Origin of the sequence: Rhizobium freirei PRF 81 (genome assembly GCF_000359745.1) — a bacterium.
Classification (GTDB): Bacteria; Pseudomonadota; Alphaproteobacteria; order Rhizobiales; family Rhizobiaceae; genus Rhizobium; species Rhizobium freirei.
Genome location: NZ_AQHN01000086.1, coordinates 15960 through 36855, shown reverse-complemented (window position 1 = coordinate 36855; position 20896 = coordinate 15960). Strand labels below are relative to the sequence as shown.

19 protein-coding genes and 1 pseudogene are annotated in these 20896 nt (G+C 56.0%); 4 read left to right on the top strand and 16 right to left on the bottom strand.

What is annotated here, in order from left to right:
- Positions 1-18: 18 nt before the first annotated feature.
- Positions 19-231, bottom strand: a complete 213-nt coding sequence (locus RHSP_RS26605) for a hypothetical protein (RefSeq protein WP_004125950.1) — start codon at positions 229-231, stop codon at positions 19-21.
- A 266-nt stretch (positions 232-497) separates the two neighbouring features.
- Positions 498-1043, bottom strand: a complete 546-nt coding sequence (locus tag RHSP_RS26600; protein WP_004125942.1) for a helix-turn-helix domain-containing protein — start codon at positions 1041-1043, stop codon at positions 498-500.
- An 885-nt stretch (positions 1044-1928) separates the two neighbouring features.
- On the opposite strand from RHSP_RS26600, the gene RHSP_RS26595 reads away from it, so the two are divergent.
- Both RHSP_RS26595 and repC read left to right on the top strand, forming a co-directional pair.
- On the top strand, positions 1929-2390 hold the full coding sequence (locus tag RHSP_RS26595) for a DUF3846 domain-containing protein (protein ID WP_004125939.1): 462 nt from the start codon (positions 1929-1931) through the stop codon (positions 2388-2390).
- Between the two features lie 869 nt (positions 2391-3259).
- Positions 3260-4558 carry a plasmid replication protein RepC gene (gene repC, locus RHSP_RS26585; protein WP_004125935.1) on the top strand — a complete coding sequence of 433 codons (1299 nt, stop codon included), beginning with the start codon at positions 3260-3262 and terminating at the stop codon, positions 4556-4558.
- 265 nt (positions 4559-4823) lie between these two features.
- Here repC and RHSP_RS26580 read toward each other — a convergent pair whose 3' ends face one another.
- Positions 4824-5291, bottom strand: a complete 468-nt coding sequence (locus tag RHSP_RS26580; RefSeq protein ID WP_004125932.1) for a helix-turn-helix transcriptional regulator — start codon at positions 5289-5291, stop codon at positions 4824-4826.
- Between the two features lie 905 nt (positions 5292-6196).
- Here RHSP_RS26580 and RHSP_RS34890 point away from each other — a divergent pair.
- Positions 6197-6505 (top strand): hypothetical protein, encoded by a 309-nt coding sequence (locus RHSP_RS34890; RefSeq protein ID WP_135488301.1) that lies wholly within the window; start codon positions 6197-6199, stop codon positions 6503-6505.
- A gap of 284 nt (positions 6506-6789) precedes the next feature.
- On the opposite strand, the gene RHSP_RS26570 is transcribed toward RHSP_RS34890, so the two are convergent.
- The 3 genes from RHSP_RS26570 to RHSP_RS26560 all read right to left on the bottom strand — a co-directional run bounded on the left by RHSP_RS26570 (position 6790) and on the right by RHSP_RS26560 (position 9971).
- A complete protein-coding gene (locus RHSP_RS26570) occupies positions 6790-7449 on the bottom strand; it encodes a helix-turn-helix domain-containing protein (protein ID WP_004125929.1) in 660 nt (219 codons plus the stop codon).
- Between the two features lie 418 nt (positions 7450-7867).
- The gene (gene fixJ / locus RHSP_RS26565) at positions 7868-8488 is read right to left on the bottom strand and encodes a response regulator FixJ (protein WP_004125927.1); all 621 of its coding nucleotides are present in this window, start codon (positions 8486-8488) and stop codon (positions 7868-7870) included.
- Positions 8475-9971, bottom strand: a complete 1497-nt coding sequence (locus RHSP_RS26560) for a PAS domain-containing sensor histidine kinase (RefSeq protein WP_184462165.1) — start codon at positions 9969-9971, stop codon at positions 8475-8477. Before RHSP_RS26560 ends, fixJ begins: the two co-directional genes overlap by 14 nt.
- A gap of 234 nt (positions 9972-10205) precedes the next feature.
- Between RHSP_RS26560 and hemN the strand changes: the two genes are divergently transcribed.
- Positions 10206-11558 (top strand): oxygen-independent coproporphyrinogen III oxidase, encoded by a 1353-nt coding sequence (gene hemN / locus RHSP_RS26555; RefSeq protein WP_004125924.1) that lies wholly within the window; start codon positions 10206-10208, stop codon positions 11556-11558.
- 153 nt (positions 11559-11711) lie between these two features.
- Here the strand turns inward: hemN and RHSP_RS26550 are convergent, their stop codons facing one another.
- From RHSP_RS26550 to RHSP_RS26505, 10 genes and pseudogenes are all read right to left on the bottom strand, one after another.
- Positions 11712-11936, bottom strand: a complete 225-nt coding sequence (locus RHSP_RS26550) for a hypothetical protein (protein ID WP_004125917.1) — start codon at positions 11934-11936, stop codon at positions 11712-11714.
- Positions 11937-12460: 524 nt separating this feature from the next.
- Positions 12461-12658 (bottom strand): sulfur carrier protein ThiS, encoded by a 198-nt coding sequence (gene thiS / locus RHSP_RS26545; protein WP_004125916.1) that lies wholly within the window; start codon positions 12656-12658, stop codon positions 12461-12463.
- On the bottom strand, positions 12649-13629 hold the full coding sequence (gene thiO / locus RHSP_RS26540) for a glycine oxidase ThiO (protein ID WP_004125914.1): 981 nt from the start codon (positions 13627-13629) through the stop codon (positions 12649-12651). The genes thiS and thiO overlap by 10 nt, the downstream gene beginning before the upstream one ends.
- A gap of 359 nt (positions 13630-13988) precedes the next feature.
- Positions 13989-14669 (bottom strand): OmpW/AlkL family protein, encoded by a 681-nt coding sequence (locus RHSP_RS26535; protein ID WP_004125911.1) that lies wholly within the window; start codon positions 14667-14669, stop codon positions 13989-13991.
- A gap of 347 nt (positions 14670-15016) precedes the next feature.
- Positions 15017-15157: pseudogene (gene ccoS / locus RHSP_RS35740) on the bottom strand (cbb3-type cytochrome oxidase assembly protein CcoS); the annotation flags it as partial.
- Complete coding sequence (locus RHSP_RS26525; RefSeq protein WP_004125906.1) at positions 15154-17439, bottom strand: cation-translocating P-type ATPase; 2286 nt, start codon at positions 17437-17439, stop codon at positions 15154-15156. The pseudogene ccoS and the gene RHSP_RS26525, both read right to left, overlap by 4 nt.
- Entirely contained in the window at positions 17436-17930 is a 495-nt protein-coding gene (locus RHSP_RS26520) for a FixH family protein (RefSeq protein WP_004125905.1), read from the bottom strand. The genes RHSP_RS26525 and RHSP_RS26520 overlap by 4 nt, the downstream gene beginning before the upstream one ends.
- The gene (gene ccoG / locus RHSP_RS26515) at positions 17927-19501 is read right to left on the bottom strand and encodes a cytochrome c oxidase accessory protein CcoG (protein WP_004125904.1); all 1575 of its coding nucleotides are present in this window, start codon (positions 19499-19501) and stop codon (positions 17927-17929) included. The genes RHSP_RS26520 and ccoG overlap by 4 nt, the downstream gene beginning before the upstream one ends.
- 376 nt (positions 19502-19877) lie before the next feature.
- A complete protein-coding gene (gene ccoP / locus RHSP_RS26510; RefSeq protein ID WP_004125903.1) occupies positions 19878-20741 on the bottom strand; it encodes a cytochrome-c oxidase, cbb3-type subunit III in 864 nt (287 codons plus the stop codon).
- Between the two features lies 1 nt (position 20742).
- Complete coding sequence (locus RHSP_RS26505; protein ID WP_028755102.1) at positions 20743-20895, bottom strand: CcoQ/FixQ family Cbb3-type cytochrome c oxidase assembly chaperone; 153 nt, start codon at positions 20893-20895, stop codon at positions 20743-20745.
- Between the last annotated feature and the right edge of the window lies 1 nt (position 20896).

The window sequence follows — 20896 nt, the reverse complement described above, 5'->3', positions numbered from 1 at the left end:
ACTGGAGAGGCATTGCGATCATTTCTGTCTCAGCTGAGCAGCAATCATGTCGCGACTGGCGTTATGGATCAGCAGCGTTTCGTAAAAAACCGTCAGAATGTTTTCCGCCAATTCCGTATCCAAGTGTTGCATACGAAGGACAGTCACCTTTCGCTCCTGCCGTGAAACCTGTTCTTCACTTTCGGCAATATGGCGATTTGCGATATCAAGGTCGGCTTGAGTGAATATCATTTTGGTTTCTCCCTGAGATCGGCATCCCTGGGAAGTGGCACTCGCACTGAAGCGCTTCCCTGTGTTCCGTCGGAACCCAGTTCATCGCGGTTCGGAAGAAACGAAGATGACGCTACACTGGTGGACGCTACCAGTGACGCTCGAAACGCGTCGGGTCGGTCAATATCTTACCATAGGTAGTGCGGACAAAGCAGCAGAATACATGTTCGAGGAGTGGCCGGGAAATGTCACGATGGATTTACTTCAATTAGCGCAACGCATTTCGGTCATTTGCTGCCGTCAATTTGCTTACCAATTGCGATTTCGACACCATTGCGGCATTCAGGATCGCCTACTGTCTGGCCATCATTTTGGCCGCAGGTCTCGCCTATGCGACCTAACAAGCTGAAAACATCTCGCAGAGTCTCTTCGTCCAAGGTCCGCAACTTTTCGATTGAGGCCAATAGCAGAACCGCTTTTGCTTCAGTCCCACCCCAGAGATGGGGTGCTGCTGGCGCGATAATTTCCTCCGGAGTGGCGTCCAGAACCTCACAGAGATGAATTAGCCGGCATACCGTCAGGCGGGAGATCTTATTTTCGTAGCGGCCGTAAACCTGTTCGCTCAGCCCAAGCAGGGGCGCAAGTTTCGATCGAGGCAGTTTTCGTCTGTCGCGGGCGCCGCGAAGACTGGTGCAGATCTGTTCTTCCAGTTCGGCGCTAAGCACAATTCGCCCATCAAAAGGCTTCCGATAGACAGGTTTGTCTATGCGTGGGTCAACGACCTGCTGTAAACCGAGTTCTTTAATCCATTGCTTCAAAGATGGACCTGCCATTGCTGAGACTGAGGGTTAACGCGCAAGATCTCTTTTATACGGAAAAACGTTAAGGTTAAAACCTGTAACGTTGCATTTTTGATCATTTTTGGCGCATCTTTCTATCAAGCGAATTCGTCAAACGTGCACTAATTTCGCATATTATTATTGTTTTTCAATACATAATTGAAATCGGCACTGGTTTCTCTTGGTGCAAGAAAAAACACAATCGCACCAAATTGGCTATCGCCAGGTTACGCACCGCACTGGCATGGCGTTCCCGACCGATCCGATATCGTGAGAAACGCATCAATGCGATGTCTAGAATCTGTAGGGTGGTTTTCCTGTGGTTTTTGTTCACTGCGACCCCGAAGCGGCTCTCTGTCGCTTAGGTCTGATGATCGACATGCGGGAACGCGAGATAGGCCATCAGCCTCAGAGGGGATCGCCGAAACCCGTTCATAGATCGGCTCCTCCAGATCGTGTTTTTTTGAGGTCACAAGTCGGGACGGGCGATCGGGTTATCCAGCGCTCTCCACGCGTTACGCTTACTGAAAATTGCATACTCAGCTCAAAAAATGAGTCGACTGACATAATGCTTTCCATTTTTTTGCCGAAAAAACGCAAAATATATTTGGCTCACCTTCAAGCGTTCTCACTAAAGGTATCCTATGAAATACCAGCTCGATTCAACTGATTTCAGTACAAATCTTTAGAATTTCAGCCGACCCGGAAAGCTGTCCAGATTGCGAAACACGTGCCAAATCGGCGCGTACGGCAATTTACAACGCCCTATGAGAACAGCATATTGCGTCGCGCCGCCGCTATCTATGGTTGGTATCACAGCTCTCCCTTCTCCCTCATCTCTGTGGGCACGAGATCGCTTCAAATAGGAGGCTAAAGCAAATGAAAAATATCGTGTACGTGTTAGAGTCGGATACCGCCCGTTTTGGGGCGGTTGAGCTTCAGGATGGAAGCATTGCTCCGATCTATGACTTGATTGGTAGCAGGCTAATCGAGATGATCCGCTTTGACGATATGCACTCGCTGTTCGTAGATGAAGAAGCGTTGCGTGATGGGCTAACCGCCTTTACAATCTTTGATGGCTGTCCAAAGCCTCTGGCGGGGAAAATTGTCCTTGTGGGAGGCGACTGCGGACAACCTTATCGTGCCCCATTGATCACGATTGCGGATGCGGCGGCACGCTTCCGATGTTGCCGGCCGGTGCTCGATCCAGTCTTTGCCACGGCCGGCGATATGACGCCAAAGGGTCTTATAGTTGCCGGGGCACTGGCAAGCTTGCAAGTCCGCATTGATCGTCGCTCTCCCGTGCTCGAAGAGAGCGAAAATCGCGGTTTGATACAATAAATCCGACCGCCACGCTCGCGAAAGATCGCGCGGGCATGGCGGCAAAAGCTTAGGTATTCGGTTTCAACTCACTCACTCATTTGCCAGGCGGCAACCCCTTAATGAATTTGCTGCGGTGGCGCTGCCGCTAAATAGGCTGGCAGATCTCAGGGAACTCCGGAAAACGCGCGCACCGTTTGCAGGTCTGAGATGGCGATCCAACGCACCTCGGGTAATCATTGCTCCAGGAGATCAGATCTCAAAACCCAAAATGAGGGGATGGAGTTTACGTCGACCACGCACGGCACAATCCTCCCGCCTCTTGTGATAGCCCCCGGGTCGATGATGACCAGCTGGGAAAGCGGGCTGTCGCTATTCATCCAGCCATCCACGTTTCGCACGCTGATCCTCAACGTCAAGTACGGGAGGAGCATTGCGTTTTCGGTCAAGCGTCATTGGCTCCATGTCCGAGCATCGGCCAATTTGAGAATTTTGTCCGTAAGGCGAACCAAATTTGATCGGTCGAAACGGTATCGAAATGGCATTTAGACTTTCAAAACAATTAATAAAATCAATGCGTTAGTTTAGTCACTATCCCGCTGCGACCTCAAGTAGCAGCTCAAACTCGTACATATCTTGCGCCAAATTGATTTGTTGGGATATGCTTTTCGCGTATCGACCGCAAACATCCCGACGCGTGCGTCGGGTCTGAAATGGAGAGAAAAAACCGGCCAGAAAAAGAAAAACCGCTCCCGAAGCAATCCGGAAGCGGGTCTGTAAGAGAATAAATTAGCCAAAACCTTTGTCGCAGACCCTTCCTTCCTTGTCAACAAAAAACATCACTTTGGTGAACGGCGGAGCTTTGCCTGGTCCCGAACGGAGACGAGGACATGGAAGATATGACCACCTGCCAACGGCCGGTCGGCCGTAAGATAACGCCCCAAAGGGCTGAATTCCGGCGCTGGGCAAAATCGGCAGAAATCGGAATGGTGACGCGTGCCCAATTGGCTGTGCTTGCTCAAAATCTGACCTGCACAGGCCTGATAAATGGAACGGAAAGCCATCTGTTGCTAATATTGATCAACACCGCCCCCGCCGATACTTTCGATACGTCGGGGCGGCCAATCGTGTTCAAATCGAACCGACAATTGGCATTTGAGGTCGGGCGTTCGGCCGGCCGGGTCAGTCGAATGCTTTCCAAGCTTTTCGATCTGGGTTTGATCACGATGCAGGACAGTGGAAACTATAAGCGATATCCCGTCAGAAACAGCGATGGCGTCATAACGGATGGATGCGGGGTCGATCTTCGAATATTGGTCCTGCGATATGGCGAGCTTACTCGCCTCGTAAAAGACATCCGAGCGGAGAAGAGGGCGACCGAAGCTGCCTTGCGACGGTACCGAGGCGCCTTGCGCAATATCCGTTGTGCCCTCGCTGCTGTCGCTGATGTAAGTGCAACAATGCGCCAACGCATTGCCGACCGGGTCGAGCGCATCAGCAATTATATCGGAATTGCTGCCAAAGCATCCAACCGGATGCTGCGTCGTGCGACTGTCCTTCTTGAATGGTCTATGGACCGACTGATGCGGCTTGACCCGCGACCTCAAGACCAACTCGGCGCAGGGAAAACGACATGCGTGCCTGTCGAAAACGACATGCAGAAACAGACTACACCTCCTTATCAATCAAAACGTAGTAGTAATGTTCGAGAGGGTTCGGCTCATGTCGGACAATACAGTTTTCCAAAAGCCAGCGCCGCCAGCAGCTCGGCTTTTGAAGAAACCGCGACCCTTTGGCGAGGCTCAGTCAGCGAGCGAGAACCTCAGCGGCAGGCTCTAATCGCGCTTAAGGATGTCTTGCGGGCGGCCCCGGCCCTCGCGGAGCTTGGATGCACTCCCAAGAGCTTCCAGGAGTTTGTTCGGCTGACTCCGATGCTGTGCCGCTTCGTCGGGATCTCAGAGGATGCCCGCCGTGGCGCCGTGGAGGCAATGGGCGAACAGCAAGCAGCGGTGGCGGTGGCAGTTATTCTGGAAAAAGCAAATCGGCAGGAGGTCAGTTCGCCCGGCGGATATCTGCGCGCAATGGCCGAGCGCGCAGCCGCGGGCAGATTGTATCTTACCCGCTCGGTCTTCGGTCTGGCGGCTCGCCGCGACCTTGAGCAAAGCACTCGAATGGCCGGGCAAACTTAACTGGTGGGTCACGCTCTTAAGCGGTGCAGCGTTCTAGTCGACACTGTTCATGCGCCACGATCAAAGTGAGCGACGATGTCGGCGCATGCGGTGACCGACCGGAAAACGAGTGAGTGTGAGGTCCAGGATTCTATAGTTGTGGCGCTGGTTCCTTTAAAAAGATGATCATGAAAACCACTTTGCGGCGAGATCGCGGTGAAGACCGACGCTTTCCGTTGCCGGAGTGCCTACCAGACAGCCAAGCTTACCTGCGATTGATGTCTCATTAGCTCCCGTTATCTTGAGGCACCATACGCTTCAGCAGCCGAACGAGATCGCGCTTTGCCTCGCTCGGAAGGGTTCTGATAATTCGGTCCAGAGTGAGACGATCCTCGGCTTCCTCAGGCGTGCGCCCCCAAAGATGGGGCGCCGCTTCAAAGAGCATATCTATGGGCATAAAGCCGAGAATTTCACAGAGATGGATCATTCGGGTGACCGTCATCCTTGAAAACGCCCGCTCGTAACGTCCGTACACGGGTGTCGACAGACCGAGCATTGGCGCAAGATCCGCGCGAGCGAGGCCCTCGGCCTCGCGCGTTTTTTTTAAAAATGCGCTGATCAGTTCTTCCATATCTCCTAGCGTCGCAACTTTCCCGTCAAAACCGGGCTTGCGGTAGATCGGCTTGTCGACTTCCGGATCGGTGGTATCTACGAGGCCTCTCGCACTTTTGTAACTTTCTAGATCTTGCGTCACCGCCTGTCCCTACTTTTCAACAATCGCCGGTCAGCGTGGATCGCCGTGGACGGACTTGAACTGCTTGCCTTTGCCCCTTTGAGGTCGTCTTCTGTCCGTTCCGAGGGGAACATTGTCAGGTTATAACAACTTTAGAGAGCTTAGCCAATTTGCTTCAGTAATCCGATGCACGATGAAGTCAAATCACGGCTGCGAGATCGGCGATCTAATTTAATCAGCGACAAACGATTGCTCGCTGGGACCATTTTCAAACCACCACGATCCCCTTGAAATTCAGCGAGAATTCGCGAATACATCCTTCAAGCTCCTTTATGAAGTCAGCGGCAATCGTCATTGGTTCCGATGTGAACGGCCGAGCCAAGGGTCGGCGCATCTTCGTGTCCGCTTATATCCCATTTGGTTAGCAGGAAAAGTAGGACCGTACCCTGGTGATGATTTTCCCAGAGAGCCTTATCGGCTATCCCTCTCCGGTTGTTGCGTAAAACCAAGCGATTTGTGATGGCCGGCTTGCTCGCGCGAAGCGGACGGGATAGTGCCTGTCTTTAAATGACGGAACCGGTCGTCGAGCGCATCGTAAAGCTCGCAGAGCGTCAAAGCGAAAGGCTTACTGCGGCTTTCTGGGGGCTGGGCGGCAATCAGGGAAGCGCTCGTCTTCTCTGGTAGGTCTCGGCCATGCGGTGCCCGATTGACGCGTCAAGAATGCCCGGATTGAATCGGGGCTCGGCCTTGAACCCGACTGAATCGCGCGCCGGATCGGCATCCCCGCGCCACTGGCTTGACGATGCCGAGACGCTCAGCGGACGTGCGGCGAAGGCCGCTGAGGCTGCCGTTGAGGGCTGCGGCATCGTTCGTAACGACACCGCGCTGACCCTGCTCGCACACCGCATCGGCCTTCGAAATAGCAGGTGCGATCGATCTTGCCGGGACATGTTCCGGCTTCCGCTACGCTCGCGGACGGCGCTGTTCGCAGGCAGGGACGACAGGCCATGGTGGCGGCCAATAATCTCAGCCACCGGATCAATCCAGCCGAAGGGCGACCTCTTTTCTTTTCCAGACGCCGCCGGCGCCGGCGTCTTGAGGCCATTAGGCAATACGGAGAAGCCATTCTCGGTTTGGATCTCGCGGTGGACGACAGCCGCTACGATCTGATCTCCTTCCTGTTGGGGGCAGCACCTGGCCCCTCGCTCCAGGCATGGTGGCGGAGGGTTTCCTGATGATGATGCGGGACGGTCGTGCCGTTCAGGCCAATGCCCGAATGTCCGATGTCGTTACCAACGGGATCGGCATCGATCCACAAAACTCCTGCTGACAGGCTCTGAAGCGCGCCTGACGGAAGGTGACCGTCGTTTACGGGCCACGCCATCAGTTCCAGACAAGGACCTGAAACAAGTTGACGTGGGCCCGCAAGACAATGTCCCAGATGAAATGACACGCGGGCGCAAATCGCGATTTTCCGCCCGAAGGCCGCAACGTCCTGCATTGCACAGGTCGCGCCGAGCTAAGATAGTCCGGCAACATGGCCACAGAGCGAACGAAGTGCATCAGGCTTCCGAATGTCGACCATTCGCGCATGTCGCAGGCTGATTATGCTTTGTTCCTTCAACTCGCTCATGGCACGCGATACCGTCTCGATCGTCAAGGCGAGATAGTCCGCAATGTCCTGCCGCGACATGGCCAATCTAAACTGCCGAGTGCCTCCCAGGCGCTCGCAGAGATCCAACAAAAATGTGGCCACCCGTTCAATCGCAGACTGCCGTCCGATAAGCAGAAGGTGTTCCTGAGCACGTTCCATAGCTTCAAGAGCAAGTGCAAGGAGTTCCGGCAAATGCCGCTGCTGAGCAAGGCCCTGTTCAAACGCCACTATTCTTGTCAGGGCGAGCGCTTCGGCAAAGTAACGATGCTGAGAGCCAGCTTCGAAGCCGAACATTTCCCCCGCGACATGGAAGGAGACGACCTGCCTCCCCCCGTTGGAAAGGATGCGACATACCCGAACAGCTCCGGTAGAAACCCGATAGCACTTATCGGCGCTCCCGCCCTGGGCGTATATCTCTTGGCCGCGCTCATATGTGACGGCGATGTGCGCTCCCCCAATTTGCGGCCCCACAATTTTCGTCGGCGAGGTCCAAGGCTGTGCTGCGGGCATGAATTTCGACTGCATCTGGTATTCCCCATGTTCCGGGGCAAGATTGCCGGTTCTTATGGGAGCGATAAATTCGGTTTTATCACTAAGGGTAAACACTTAACCGGCATCTCGTGCGAATTGCCGGCGATTTATTCCGATCCCTTTCGAAGGGTGTTCATCACTAGAGGCAGCAGCTTGTCGTCGTCATAAGAAATCGTGGCGCCGCCCGGTCAGAAAATAATGCGGGCGAGTCTTTCGGCAAAGACGTCTCGACGCGCAGGATGGGCCCGCTAAGTCCGCGAAAGCGCCTCCAAAGTTGCCTTCGATTATATAATCCCGTCATCGAGCAATGACGATCAATTTAGAGTTTTTGGGAAAACAGATGCCATGACGACCCTTCCCGTTCGCAAGGTTACGGCAGGACCCCGAATGCGGCGAGATCAACACTACGAAGCTAGAAGGGCCCCATCTCCACCGCAACAGCCATACGAACCAGATGCGGGATGCTTTTTGCTCTCATTTTCGACATGACGCGGGCGCGATGAACCTCCACCGTGCGGCGGCTAATATTCAGATCATGTGCAATCGACTTGTTCGGAAGGCCGACCACGACGGCAAGAAGCACTTGGCGCTCCCTCTCGCTCAAGGTTTCGATGCGCGCTTGAATGGCAAGGCTCTCGTCGACGTTAGCGCCATTAACATGTAAATGGTCCGACGCTCGTTCGATCGCCTCAATGATAACGGCGTCTTCGCAGGGTTTCTCTATGAAGTCGACCGCACCGGCTTTCATCGCCTCAACTGCCACCGGCACATCGCCATGTCCGCTGATCACGATTGACGGAATTGAGATCTTTTTCACGCTAAGCTGACGGATGAGATCTATACCTGACATCTCTGGCATTCTGAGATCCGTAACAAGAATTCCGTTGTGGATGCCCGGCGCAAAGGAAAGAAACAAGGCTCCCGATTGATGCACCTTGACGGCATAGCCGTTCATGGTCAGCATGAAGGCAAACGATTTGCGCGCCGGCTCTTCATCATCGACAATATGGATCGTATAGTCAGTCGGTTTCACACGTTTGTCCTTCCGTATAGGCGGGAAGCGTGAACTGGAAAGTAGCTCCGCCAGCCGCGTTTCTTGAGACCGTCATTTCACCTCCATGGGCCTCGACAATACGTTTCGAGATCGCAAGGCCGACACCCATTCCACTTGGCTTTGTCGTGACGAATGGCTCGAAGAGCTCCGCGGCAATTTCTTCCGGAATGCCTTTGCCGGTGTCTTCCACGATAACGGCGACTTCATCCTCCTGCGTGGGCATCGTGCGGATCGTAAGCTCACGATGCTCGACGTGGCGCATAGCTTCTATGGCGTTTCGCATCAAATTAATGATGACCTGTTCGACCTGAACACGATCGACCATCACCATCTCGGCGCCGGGCACGTATTCGAAGACAGTCCTGACGCCTTTTTCTCGGGAACCTACAAGCGCAAGGACGCCTGCTTCCTCCACCAGCGTGCGGATATTTTCGAGGCCCTTTTCCGTTTCACCTGTCGTGACGAACTCTCTGAGATGTTTGATAATTTTTGCCGCTCTAAGGGACTGACGTTCAATCTCCTGCAAAGCGTTTCTCATGACCGTTGGGACATTGTTGTCCATGTCGCTCAAGAGCTTCGTACACCCGAAAGCGTAATTTGCGATCGCCGACAGCGGTTCGTTCAGCTCATGCGCAAGGGCGGATGCCATTTCGCCCATTTCGCTCAGGCGGGCCAATCTTGCCAATTCCGCCTGGATCCGCTGCTGGTGAGCAGCAGCCTCTTCCCGCTCCGTAAGGTCTCTTAGGAAGCCGATGAAAAATAAGCCACCACCCGATTCCAGCTGGCTCGCGGTTAACTTGAGGGGAAACGTCGATCCGTTCTTCCTGCGTCCGACAACTGCTTGATCTGCGAGAACGCGCTTTTCGCCCCTTCCAAGTTGCCGTTGCATATGGCTGCCGTGGACGGCGCGAAAAGGATCAGGCATCAGCAGTCGCAGGTTCGCGCCAACGAGCTCTTGTTCTGCATACCCGAACTGCCGCAAGACGGCGGCGTTGAAGGACACAATTTTACCGTCGCGGGTCGTGATCACCATCGCATCGGGCACTTTGTCCAATATCGATGTCAGATGCGCAGTGGGGGCAATCTCACTCTCGATGATGGCATGTCTCGTCGCCTGCAACACCTCTCCCAGACAAGCAATCAGAAGCACCGCAACGCCAAAGGAAACCAGTTCAAAGACCGTCGCGTAAGCCGCATCGCTCAGCCGCTGAACAAGGACATCAGCGCCAAGCGACATGCCCGCCGCTAGAGAAATCGGCTTTCCGCCGCCGATGATTGCGACCACGAGAATAGCGGGAATGAACGGCAATAGGGTAAGATCGTCGCTGGTGAACTGCGACAGGGCCAATCTCAGTGCGAGGACGCCGAATGGAGCAGCGGCGGCGACACTATAGGCGACGATCGGTCTGCCCCGCCACCGGACAAGCATCCAAGCGAGCCCGCCAGCGCCTTGTGAATGCATTTTGTGATCCACCAGGGAAAAAGGTACTGTCATCATGCCGAGCATCTCGCTGGCAGATCAAAACTAAGCTGAACTCTTTTCATCGAGTATGCTGCGCCTCCTTTGCCTCGGCGCCGCGATTTTGAAAATAATTCAAAGAAATCCGTCGCGCTCTTTGTTGAAGATCAAAGAGCCATGCAAAGCGTGTGCCTAGAATGGCCGCATTCTAGCCAGTACTCCGTAGAAGGATTTCGCATGCAATCGGCACTTATTGAAAAATACGGCGATGAGCGCCTACCCCGCTACACTAGCTATCCGACATCGCCGTGTTTCTCCCCCAACGTTGACGATAGCACTTATGAGAATTGGCTTAGCGCTGTCTCGCTGGAGAAAGCGGCATCGCTTTACGTGCACATCCCGTTTTGTCCGTCGATATGCTGGTATTGCGGATGTCACACCACGAATGCGCGCAATAGCCGACCGATCGTCGACTACCTGCGAATGCTGCGCGAGGAAGTACGCCTCGTGTCCGCAAGGACCGGGGCGCCGGTTAGGATCGACCATCTGCATTTTGGTGGAGGAACGCCAACGACCATCGGGCCGAAGAAAATGTTTGAGCTTATTGAGCTTCTGCACAAGCAGTTCGAGTTCACCGGTTCGGCCCAAATCGCGTTGGAGATCGATCCGAGGACGCTAGATCAGGAGATGGCGACGGTTCTCGGGGAAGTAGGGGTGCACCGTGCTAGTATCGGGGTACAGACCTTTGATCCGACGGTCCAAAGGGCGATCAACCGCACCCAAAGTAAAGAACAGACAATGGAGGCGGTTTTTAAGCTGCGCCGGGCGCGCATCGCCAGCATCAATTTCGATCTTATGTATGGCCTGCCAAACCAGACGGTTCAATCCTGCATCGAAACGGCCAAGGCAGCGATCGAGATGCGGCCGGACCGTTTCGCAGTCTTCGGTTATGCGCATGTACCTTCCTTCAAGAAGCATCAACGGCTAATCGACGAAGCCGCTCTCGCCAATGCGCAAAGCCGTATTTCCCAGGCAAAGGCAATTTCGGAACACCTTGTTGCGGCAGGCTACCGCCGCATCGGGATCGATCATTTCGCCAGGCCGCACGACAGTTTAGCAACCGCGCAGACAGACGGGCAATTGCATCGCAACTTTCAGGGCTATACGACCGATGCTTGTGAGGCACTTATCGGCTTGGGTTCGTCAGCTATTGGCCGCATGCCAGGCGGCTATGTTCAAAACGAGGTACTTCCCAATCGTTACGGAAAGCGGATCGCATCCGGCCGCTTGGCCACAACGAAAGGCTGGCGCTTGTCGGCCGAAGATCGCCTGCGGGCAAGTATCATCGAACGCCTGATGTGCGACTTGCAGGTCGACGTCCCGGCGTTGGCCGTCACATACGGTTTTGACCCACACGCGCTTCTTAACGGCAACCCCAGGCTCTCGATGCTCGAGAGCGACGGAATAATCGAAAACGCGGGCGGCATCATTCGTTTGCGAGAAGACGGGCGCTTCCTGATCCGCGCCGTTGCAGCAGCTTTCGATGCCTATGTGAGGGAATCGGGGCGCCATTATAGCAAGACGGCCTGAGGTTTCTCTTTGCAACAATGCAACGGGAGCCCTTCGGCATGTTATACCGCCGGCAAACCATCTCGTCTTAAGCGACTTGCCGGCCGGCTGGATGAAGAGTTGTTAACAGCCATCTTGCGGGATACCACAGATGAACGCAGATGGAACTCAATACTAATTGGCCGCAGCTCTTCGAGCGAGAGCCATAACGTAGTCATCTGCGATGTCGGCCAAGGTCAAAGCGACCTCCGGCTCCTTCCAACCGGCAGCGACGGCCGTCAGCACGAATTCACGGAATGCCACGGAAAGCACCTCCTCGCCCTCGATGACGCGATATGGATTATTCGCGGCATGTTGAGGGGCGCTGATCTGTATTGTTGTGGGTAGATGAGGTTCCATGAGACGTCCCCTGAAGGTTGACTTGTTGTAGACCTGTCCTGCATTTCTCTCTTAACTGCACTGCGATTATGCTTATTTTCTAAAAGATTAACCGTGACGTGTCGTTAGCCACGCATCCCGAATTTTGCCGCAGCGTCCATTTTGTTTGCTGGTTCAAAATTTTTTCGTTTCAGGCATGGGTGCAGTGTCTCGGCGCTTCGGCTCCCAATGCGCGATGTTGTTTAGGGCACCTCTAGGCCTCTTTACTCCGATCCATCGCCTGGTTCAGCTTAGGATTCGCATGCAATAGAGTATCCCTCACCACTGCAGCACTATCCGCCCCGTTCTCGAAGACCGGCGACGCGTTCCACAGTCAGCCGACGATCACCACAAGCGCTATGCTGCCGATTCGCGCCTTCGATCCCCGATGCGATCAAGACTCTGCGGCGCGCGTGACCGCATGGGCTAGGACGGCTGGCGAGGGATAGCGGGCGGTGCCGAGCAGCAGGGTGACCCAATCTGGCTTCCATAGAGATCGAGCACGATCAGCCTCCTTGCATGGGTGTCAGTATCTCGATCCTGTCATAGTCGGCGAAAATATGTTCGTCGCGATCTTCGCGATGAACCAGTTCGCCGTTGGCGGCTGTTGCCAGCCAGTCGCCTTCATGGTCGAGTGCGGCCAAAAGCTGCGAAAGCGTCTTAGCGGCGATGGACTGCGTTTCGCCATTGATGATCAGGTGCATTGGAAACTCCTTTGCTTCGTCCGATCGGAAAAGACGAGATCGGCCGCTTCGGCCGCCATTGTGGGCGCCAGCAGAAAACCGTGGCGATAAAGGCCGTTCACGTGGATGACTCTGCCGTCCCGCATCACGCGCGGAAAATTGTCGGGAAAGGCCGGGCGGATGCCGGCGCCAGTTTCGACCACGGTGGCGTCCGCAAAGGCCGGATGCAGTGTATAGGCTGCGTTCAGCAGTTCCATCGTCGAGCGTGCGGTGATCGCCCCGTCGAATTCCGTCTCGATCATCGTCGCCCCGACCATAAACAGGCCTTCGCCGCGAGGGACGACATAGACGGGAAAGCGAGGATGCAGCAGGCGGATAGGCCTGGCGAGCATGACCTCCTCTGTATGCAGATAGAGCATTTCGCCGCGCACGCCGCGCAGATCGCGACTTTGCCCGATGCGGGCAGCACCGGTGCAATCAACGATATCTGGGAAATCGTCTTCGCTCACATCATCGCTAGTAAAGACGACGCCTGCTGCCGACAGCAGCTCTTTCAACGTCCGTAGCGCCTGACGGGGGTTCAGATGAGCTTCATGTTGGAAGAACAGACCCCTGCGAAAACGCTGTGCAAGGGCGGGATCCAGCTCGGCTATGCCATCTTCGTCCAACCATTCATACCCAGACGTACGGGCCGCAAAGCGGCCGAGTTCGCCCGAATCCCGCTGAGGTGCGGCGACCAGTGTCCCTTTATGAATGACTTGGCCGGGCAGGACGGCATCCCACCATTCCACGGCCATTTTCCCCAACGTCATTACTCTCTCGTCGGCGTTTACCCGCTCGCACCAGGGCGCCAGCATGCCGCCGGCGAGCCAGGATGCAGAGCGCCCGAATCCAAGATGCGGGTCGGAGACTGTTACGTGAGCGCCGCGCGCGCACAGTTGACGTGCTACTGTTAGGCCGGCAATTCCGGCGCCCTTAACGAGAACCCGCAATGTCATGCTCCCATAGGCATATAGAGATCGCCCCCTTACGGGCATTTGCGACTACGTAATCCAGCCCCTCCTTTTGCGCCTCGGCGTCGATGTCGTGCGATATTCGTACGAGCAGAATTCGGGCCGCACCTGGATACGAGGCTCAAGTGAACTCTTTGGGTGCTCGGCGGTGCTGTGACTTGCTTGCGAATTTGTCCATTTCTCAAGTTACTCCACTTCGAGTTGACCTTGATCTTCTCATAAAGTTGATGACCAAGTCGGCATGCACGTACCCAGCATCACTAACGCCAACGCCATCCAAACGCTGGTCGAGCCTTGGATGACGCAAGTCGCTAAACACCAAGCGATTTTATGAGGGCCTAGAAACGATAGGTTACGCCCGCGCCAAGCAGCCATGGATCGAGCCTGGCCTTGCCGCTGACGTTGGCCCCGCCGACGTTGGCGTCGAAATCAGGCCTTAGGAAGATCTTTTTGGCGTCGACGTTCACACCCCAGTGATCGTCGATCATATAGTCGAAGCCGGCCTGGAGCGCGACACCGAAGGAGTTCTTGACATCAAGGCTGCGAGCACTTTTTCCCGACTGGTTGTAAAACAGCGTATAGTTGAGGCCGGCGCCGACATATGGCCGAAAAGCGCCAAGGTCGGTGAAATGGTATTGTAGGGTGAGCGTTGGCGGCAGCAGCCAAGTCTTGCCGATCTCGCCGAGCGCTGAAATCGAGCCGCCGCCATGCACCTTAGCGTAGGTTGTGCCCAGGATGAGTTCAGCGGCGATATTCTCGGTGAAGAAATACGAGATGTCGAATTCCGGCACGACCGTGTCCGAAAAGGAAAGATCCGAACCCGGCAAGCCGTCGACGCGCCCAGAGTCAGTAGTGATCACACCAAGCGCGCGCAGCCGCATCTGCCATGGGTTTCTGTTGGCTGCCGCGGGAATGGGAGCCCTACTTGGTGGTGTCGTCAGATCGGCAGCGTGCGCGGTGCTCACGATACCCAATATTGCAGTAGCGATGATGACCCGTATGATGTCCTTGGAAGTCATTCTTGTCTCCTTCGATCTGAAATTCGTGAATCGAGGAGCAGTAACATCGGCTGGCACGTCAGGATTTGAGGCGGCTCAACTAAAGAAAATTGGACTGCCTGTCGCAGACAAACCCTGGCCTTGTGTGGCAATTTCGCAACGTTTCAGTCACTTGAATGACGTTTGGCATGAGACGTGTTGGATTATCCGGGCAGAAAGCCTCGCGCAATTCAACGCGGTTTCGAATCATCATTTCGGAAAAACCTCTTCGTGTAAGACCGTCTGTGGATTCCAGGCAGTTGGGAATTTAGCAGTTTCGTCGGGTCATCTGCACTGGCGCTTGTCGATTGTTGCGCCCCCTCGGGCGCATTATCCTCACTCACTAAGATGCGCCACGAAGCCCCTTCCAAATCATCATACTGTCCGCTCTTTAGCGACCACAGAAAGCCTCCCAGCCCGAGCGTACCCATGAACAATGCCAGCGGGATCAAATAGATCAGCATATTCATATGGACCCTCCTGCTGAGGCTGCATGTTTGCCATCATGCCTAAGTTGCTCCCGCCGATTCCAGTGGTTGAGTCGCAATGCATTCGTCACGACGATCAGCGAAGACGACGACATGGCGACGGCGGCGATAAGCGGCGTCGCATAGCCCGCGATAGCGATGGGAACAGCGAGCACATTGTAACCGATGGCAAGGGCGAAGTTCTGACGGATCAAAGCTGCCGCGCGCCGCGCGACGCAGATCGCCTCCGGAACCGCGTCGAGACGGTCATTCAGGAAAACCAGGTCTGCCGCCTGTCGGCCAATGTCGGACGCAGTCGCGGGAGCCATCGACACATGCGCCGCCGTAAGTGCCGGCGCATCGTTGATGCCGTCACCAACCATCATGACCTTGTTGCCCGCCTCGGCCAAGCGTGTGCACTCTTCCACTTTCTGTTTCGGATCCAATTCCGCAATCCAGCGATCCACATGCAATAGCCGCGCTGTCGACTCGACGACGGCTTGCCGATCGCCAGACAGGATCATCGTCTGCAGCCCTGCAAGACCGAGCTGACGAATGGCTACGGCTACTCCGGGGCGAAGCGTGTCTTCGAAATAGAATCGGGCAAGTGCGATACCGTTCCTCGACAGAACGACCTCGGAGAGCGAGTCATCCGCTTCTTTTTCTTCTCGGGGCGGGATCGAACAAGCGAACTCCATATGGCCGAGACGATATAGCCCCCTGGCGGTTTCGACTTCCAGGCCCGCGCCCGGTATCTCGACGACGCTGTCGAACCGTTGCCCCTTGCCGCCGGCACTCCGCAGCAACGCCTGAGAGAGCGGATGGCGGGAATGCGCAGCAATTCCGGCCGCGATCGCCCTTTCCTCCGACCCCACATCCACCATCTCGACGAGCCGCGGCTGGCCCATCGTCAACGTGCCGGTCTTGTCAAACGCGACGGCATCGATTTCCGCGAGACGCTCCAAAGCGGAGCCGTCCTTGATCATGATGCCGCGGCGAAACAGGTTGCCTGCGGCAACAACCTGGACGACCGGCACTGCTAGACCAAGCGCGCAAGGACAAGTGATGATCAGCACCGCGACGGCGACAAGCATGGCATGCTTCCAATCTCCACCAAGGGAGCCCCAGGCAAGAAAGGAAAGCAGCGCAAGTAAATGAACCGCCGGAGCGTAAAGGCCGGCTGCACGATCCGCGACCCTGCGATAGCGCGCCCTGCCTCCTTCTGCTGCCTCCATAAGGTTGATGGTTTCCGCAAGCAGCGAGTTTTGCGCCGTCTTCGTCGCGCGAATGGTCAATGACGCCATGAGGTTCATCGCACCAGATCTCACCTCCGCGCTGTTCGCGACAGCAACTGGTATACTTTCGCCCGTGACAATAGAGAGATCCAGCTCGCTCGTACCTGCGGTCACGGCGCCGTCGACGGGGATGCGTTCGCCGGCAGCGATGAAAACATGATCACCGATGCTGATATCTTCAATCGCGGTGTAGCGCTTGCTCCCATCGGCAGCTATCACCAGCGCGCCGCGTGGCGCAAGTCTCGCCAGGCTGTTGACCGCGGCTCGCGCCTTTTGCCGCATGATGTGGTCGAGCGTGCGGCCAATGAGCAGGAAGAACAGCAGCGACACGGAGGCGTCAAACCATGCATGCTCTCCGTGATGGATCGTCTCCCACAACGATACGGCATAGGAGAGCGTGACAGCGAGCGAAATCGGCACATCCATGTTGGTGCGCCCATTCTTCAAGGCATTCCAAGCCGATCGAAAAAAGAAACGGCCGCCATAAATTAGGGCCGGCGCTGTAATCATCGCGGAAATCCAATGAAACAGGTCTCGCGTTGCTGCATCTGCACCGGACCAGACCGATACCGAGAGCAGCATGATATTGGCTGCGGCAAAGCCGCAGACACCAACGGCCAAGAGCAATTGATTGCGCAGACTATTCGTCTGGGGCGCGGCGGGAGTGAAAATATGCGCCCGGTACCCGGCTTCGGTGATCGCGGACAGAATACCCGACGGATCGACGACAGCATTATCAAGGTGCTCGACATAGGTGCAACTGACCCGCCGCGCAGTCAGGTTGACCCGGGCGCGCGTTACATAGGGTAACCTGCATAAGGACCGTTCAATGGTCGAAATGCAAGCGCCACAGTGCATATCGGGAACGCTGAGGTCCAATTGACGAAGGCCCTCCCCCAGCGGATGGCTGGCGAGGACGATCTCCTCGGCACTGGCGCAGCTATTGCTCGTTGTCATGACGCTTTCCGCGTCCATCGTGCAGCAGGTCATTGTCCAAACTCCGCCGTGTCGATGCGCCTAGCCTCATGCATTACCGTGACACCGTCTCTGCGCGAGACGGTTTCCACGATCCAGTCGCCTCCCTCAATGCGATGTTTCGCTTCGAAATGGCCTTCGCTTGTCTTCGTCAGTGCAAGCGCGAAGTCCTCCCGGTCGCCCACGGGCCTTCTGAACGTCAGCGTCACGTCGTCAACCACCGCCGGCGACCCGTCACGGTTATGAATATCGTACTGAATGACATCGCGGCGCAGTAACAGATCGCCCGAAATGCCGCTGCTCGCCATAGCACGCATGGCGGCGGCCTTGCCGTTGAATTCCTGGCTTGCCACATAGGTATTTTCCACCACAAGCCCGCTCCAGCTCGTGGAAGCGAGAACTGCCATCGTCACGTTCACTCCGATCACCACGGCGAAGAACGCAACAATGACGATCAGCATATGGCGGCCGGTGAAGGGACCTCCGGTGATAACTTGGCTTCTCATTTCGGCGCTCCCGGCACGTTGAAGGCGGCCCGGTGCGTAGCCCGATCCGCATGATTTTCGTCCTCTATGACGAACAGGAATTCCTTGATTGTTTCCGGCTTGGCCTTTTGCGTGACGAACACTTTGAGCGAGGTGGCCGCGTCCGGATCCACATCGACAGTGAAGTGCCGGCCTTCCTCCTTCGAGAGTTCGGGGATCTTCATCGTCGCTCCCTCCGCGCCGTCCAGTCGGATATCGATTCTCCTCGGCATCGGCACCATATTGAGCACGCGAAGCGTATAGCCGTTGCGGATCGATCCATCGGACTCCAGGACATATTGCGGATTGCGGTCGTGAACCACGTTCAGTTCCAGCCGCTCCCGGAGCGCCAAATGCACGAGCATCGCCACCCCGATCGCTGCCCAAACAGCCGCATAGAAAAGAACGCGCGGCCTGAAGATCACGCGCCAGTTGAAGTGCTGGATATTCTCGATGAAGTCGCCATCGGCGTTTCGCACGAGATGCGGTTGCACAGGGCTCGCGCCACCATTCGTCGCCAGGTTCATGTTCGCGGCATACTCGCTTAGCGTCGCATAGGAGATCACGCCGCGTGGCTTATCGAGCTTATTCATCACACCGTCGCAGGCGTCGATGCACAAGGCGCAGGTGATGCATTCCATTTGCTGACCGTCGCGGATATCTATCCCCATCGGACAGACGGCAACGCAAGCGTTGCAGTCCACGCAATCGCCGGTAGCCAGGCCCGCCGCTTGGGCTTTTTTGGCGTGACGGGAGCGCGGCTCACCGCGCCAGTCGTTGTAGGTCACGACGAGGGAATTTTCGTCCAGCATCGCGCCCTGGATGCGGGGCCACGGACACATGTAGGTGCAGACCTGTTCCCTCATCAGCCCGCCAAGAATGTAAGTGGTCGAGGTGAGAAGGGCGACCGTGGCATAGGCGACGGCCGGCGCCTGGCCCTTGAATAAGGCAACAGCAAGGGATGGCGCATCCGCGAAATAGAAGATCCATACGCCGCCTGTGAGGACGCCGATAAGAACCCATATGCCATGTATGGCGACCCGCTTTGCAATCTTGTCCGGTGTCCAGGGACTCGCATCGAGTTTCATGCGCGCGTTGCGATCACCTTCGATCGCGCGTTCCACGACAAGGAAGACATCGACCCATACCGTCTGTGGACAGGCATAACCACACCATGCCCGCCCCACCGCCGACGTTACGAGAAACAGGCCAAAGCCAGCCATGACAAGCAGACCGGCCACATAGAAGAACTCCTGTGGCCATATCTCGATGAAAAAGAAGAAGAAGCGACGAGAGGCGAGGTCGATGAGAATCGCCTGGTCGGGCGCATATGGACCTCGGTCCCAGCGAATCCACGGAGAAAGATGGTAGATGCCGAGCGTGATCAGCATGATGATCCATTTGAATCGCCGGAACCGACCCTGCGCTCGCTTTGGAAACACTTTCTTTCGCGCGGCATAAAGCGGCTGACGGTTGCGCCGGACACCAACGTCGTCGGCGCCTGTCCGTTCGATGCGATCGTCACCTGTCATGGGAGCTATGGTGAGGATCATCGCATACCATCCTGTTGATGATCCTCATCCTGCATTTGACGAACCAAGCGTTCTCGACGCAAGTCCGGGAGAGAAAAAGCAAGCCTATCGGCTCAATCAAAAGGAGAGCCACACTCCGGGAGGGGGGTGTGGCCCGGAGGAACTACGAGCCACAGCACGAAGGGACGTCCTCCAGGCCCGGAGAATAGCAGCTTGCTAGCTTGCGATCGTTGAGTGAAATCAAAACGCTGCTAACTTTTTCAGTTCTACGAGCAAGTTTTCTGGCTGTCCGAACGCAACCGCATTGCGTAGAGAGACAAGATCGTGATCGACTGCTGACCGTATCGCCATCAGGCCATAAAGATTGTGATGCACGTGAATTCGTGATTTTTCTTTTCTATTTTCCACCGCCCAAGGAATGAACAAACACCGTCAACTCCTTCACGGTGGTTTCGCCCAGCCGGGCAGACCAAGCTGGCATAACGCCGTGTTTGGGCAGGGTCACCTGGCGGATGATCGCTTGCTCCCCTCGCCCCTTAAGCCAGATCGCGTCGGCGAGATTTGGTGCGCCAAACTCCTGTTTTCCCCTGTCGTCTTCGCCATGACAGACGGCGCAATTGTCGAGGAATACCTGCTTGCCGGCGTCGGCCGCTGCCGGATCGGAAACTGTGTTGGTCAAGGCCCAAATGTAAGCGGCTACCTGGCGTATCTGGGTGCGTTCGAGTACATCACCGAAGGCGGGCATCTCAGAGACATGCGTCTCGGGATCGGCATCGAAGCGGATGCCATGAGCGATTGTCTGTTGAATGGCGGGAAGACTGCCGCCCCATAGCCAATCGTCGTCGTTTAGATTGGGAAACCCCGGAGCGCCGGTGGCACCGGAGCCATGACACGGCGCGCAATTGACCTTGAAGGCCGAGGCGCCGCCTGCAATTGCAAACTCACGCAGCGTTGGGTCGGCATCGATTTCTTCAACGGATTTCGCGGCGATCAGAACATCGAGGCGAGCCTGCTCAATCTTGGCGTTGTTCATTTCGTGCTGCAGTTCAGCCCGGCTTGAGAACCCGATCAGTCCTTTGGTGGTATCCCTGATCAGGGGTATGGAGGGATAGGCGATGGCATAGCCGACGGCCCAGAGGATCGTGGCATAGAATGTCCACACCCACCATCGGGGCATGGGATTGTTGAGTTCGCGGATGCCGTCCCACTCATGGCCCGTTGTTTCGACGCCGCTGAGTTCGTCTATAGGTTTGTCCGACATCTCAATCGTCCTTTAAAGGTATGTCAGCGGCTTCGTTGGCGCCTTTTTTGCTGCCTGGCCGGAGCGTGAAGGCTATAGCCCCCACGAAAAACAAGGCCAGTGCGAGGAGCCCCCAACTGTCGGCGAAGTGACGCATTGCAGTGTATGTTTCCACG

Excerpts from the sequence above, each read along its gene's own strand:
- RHSP_RS26535 (WP_004125911.1), bottom strand. The coding sequence starts at position 14,669 with ATGACTTCCAAGGACATCATACGGGTCATCATCGCTACTGCAATATTG.
- ccoP (WP_004125903.1), bottom strand. The coding sequence starts at position 20,741 with ATGTCGGACAAACCTATAGACGAACTCAGCGGCGTCGAAACAACGGGC.
- hemN (WP_004125924.1), top strand. The coding sequence starts at position 10,206 with ATGCAATCGGCACTTATTGAAAAATACGGCGATGAGCGCCTACCCCGC.
- RHSP_RS26525 (WP_004125906.1), bottom strand. The coding sequence starts at position 17,439 with ATGACCTGCTGCACGATGGACGCGGAAAGCGTCATGACAACGAGCAAT.
- RHSP_RS26560 (WP_184462165.1), bottom strand. The coding sequence starts at position 9,971 with ATGCATTCACAAGGCGCTGGCGGGCTCGCTTGGATGCTTGTCCGGTGG.
- RHSP_RS26600 (WP_004125942.1), bottom strand. The coding sequence starts at position 1,043 with ATGGCAGGTCCATCTTTGAAGCAATGGATTAAAGAACTCGGTTTACAG.
- thiS (WP_004125916.1), bottom strand. The coding sequence starts at position 12,658 with ATGCACCTGATCATCAATGGCGAAACGCAGTCCATCGCCGCTAAGACG.
- RHSP_RS26570 (WP_004125929.1), bottom strand. The coding sequence starts at position 7,449 with ATGCAGTCGAAATTCATGCCCGCAGCACAGCCTTGGACCTCGCCGACG.
- repC (WP_004125935.1), top strand. The coding sequence starts at position 3,260 with ATGGAAGATATGACCACCTGCCAACGGCCGGTCGGCCGTAAGATAACG.
- RHSP_RS26595 (WP_004125939.1), top strand. The coding sequence starts at position 1,929 with ATGAAAAATATCGTGTACGTGTTAGAGTCGGATACCGCCCGTTTTGGG.
- RHSP_RS26520 (WP_004125905.1), bottom strand. The coding sequence starts at position 17,930 with ATGAGAAGCCAAGTTATCACCGGAGGTCCCTTCACCGGCCGCCATATG.
- ccoG (WP_004125904.1), bottom strand. The coding sequence starts at position 19,501 with ATGATCCTCACCATAGCTCCCATGACAGGTGACGATCGCATCGAACGG.
- RHSP_RS26605 (WP_004125950.1), bottom strand. The coding sequence starts at position 231 with ATGATATTCACTCAAGCCGACCTTGATATCGCAAATCGCCATATTGCC.
- RHSP_RS26550 (WP_004125917.1), bottom strand. The coding sequence starts at position 11,936 with ATGGAACCTCATCTACCCACAACAATACAGATCAGCGCCCCTCAACAT.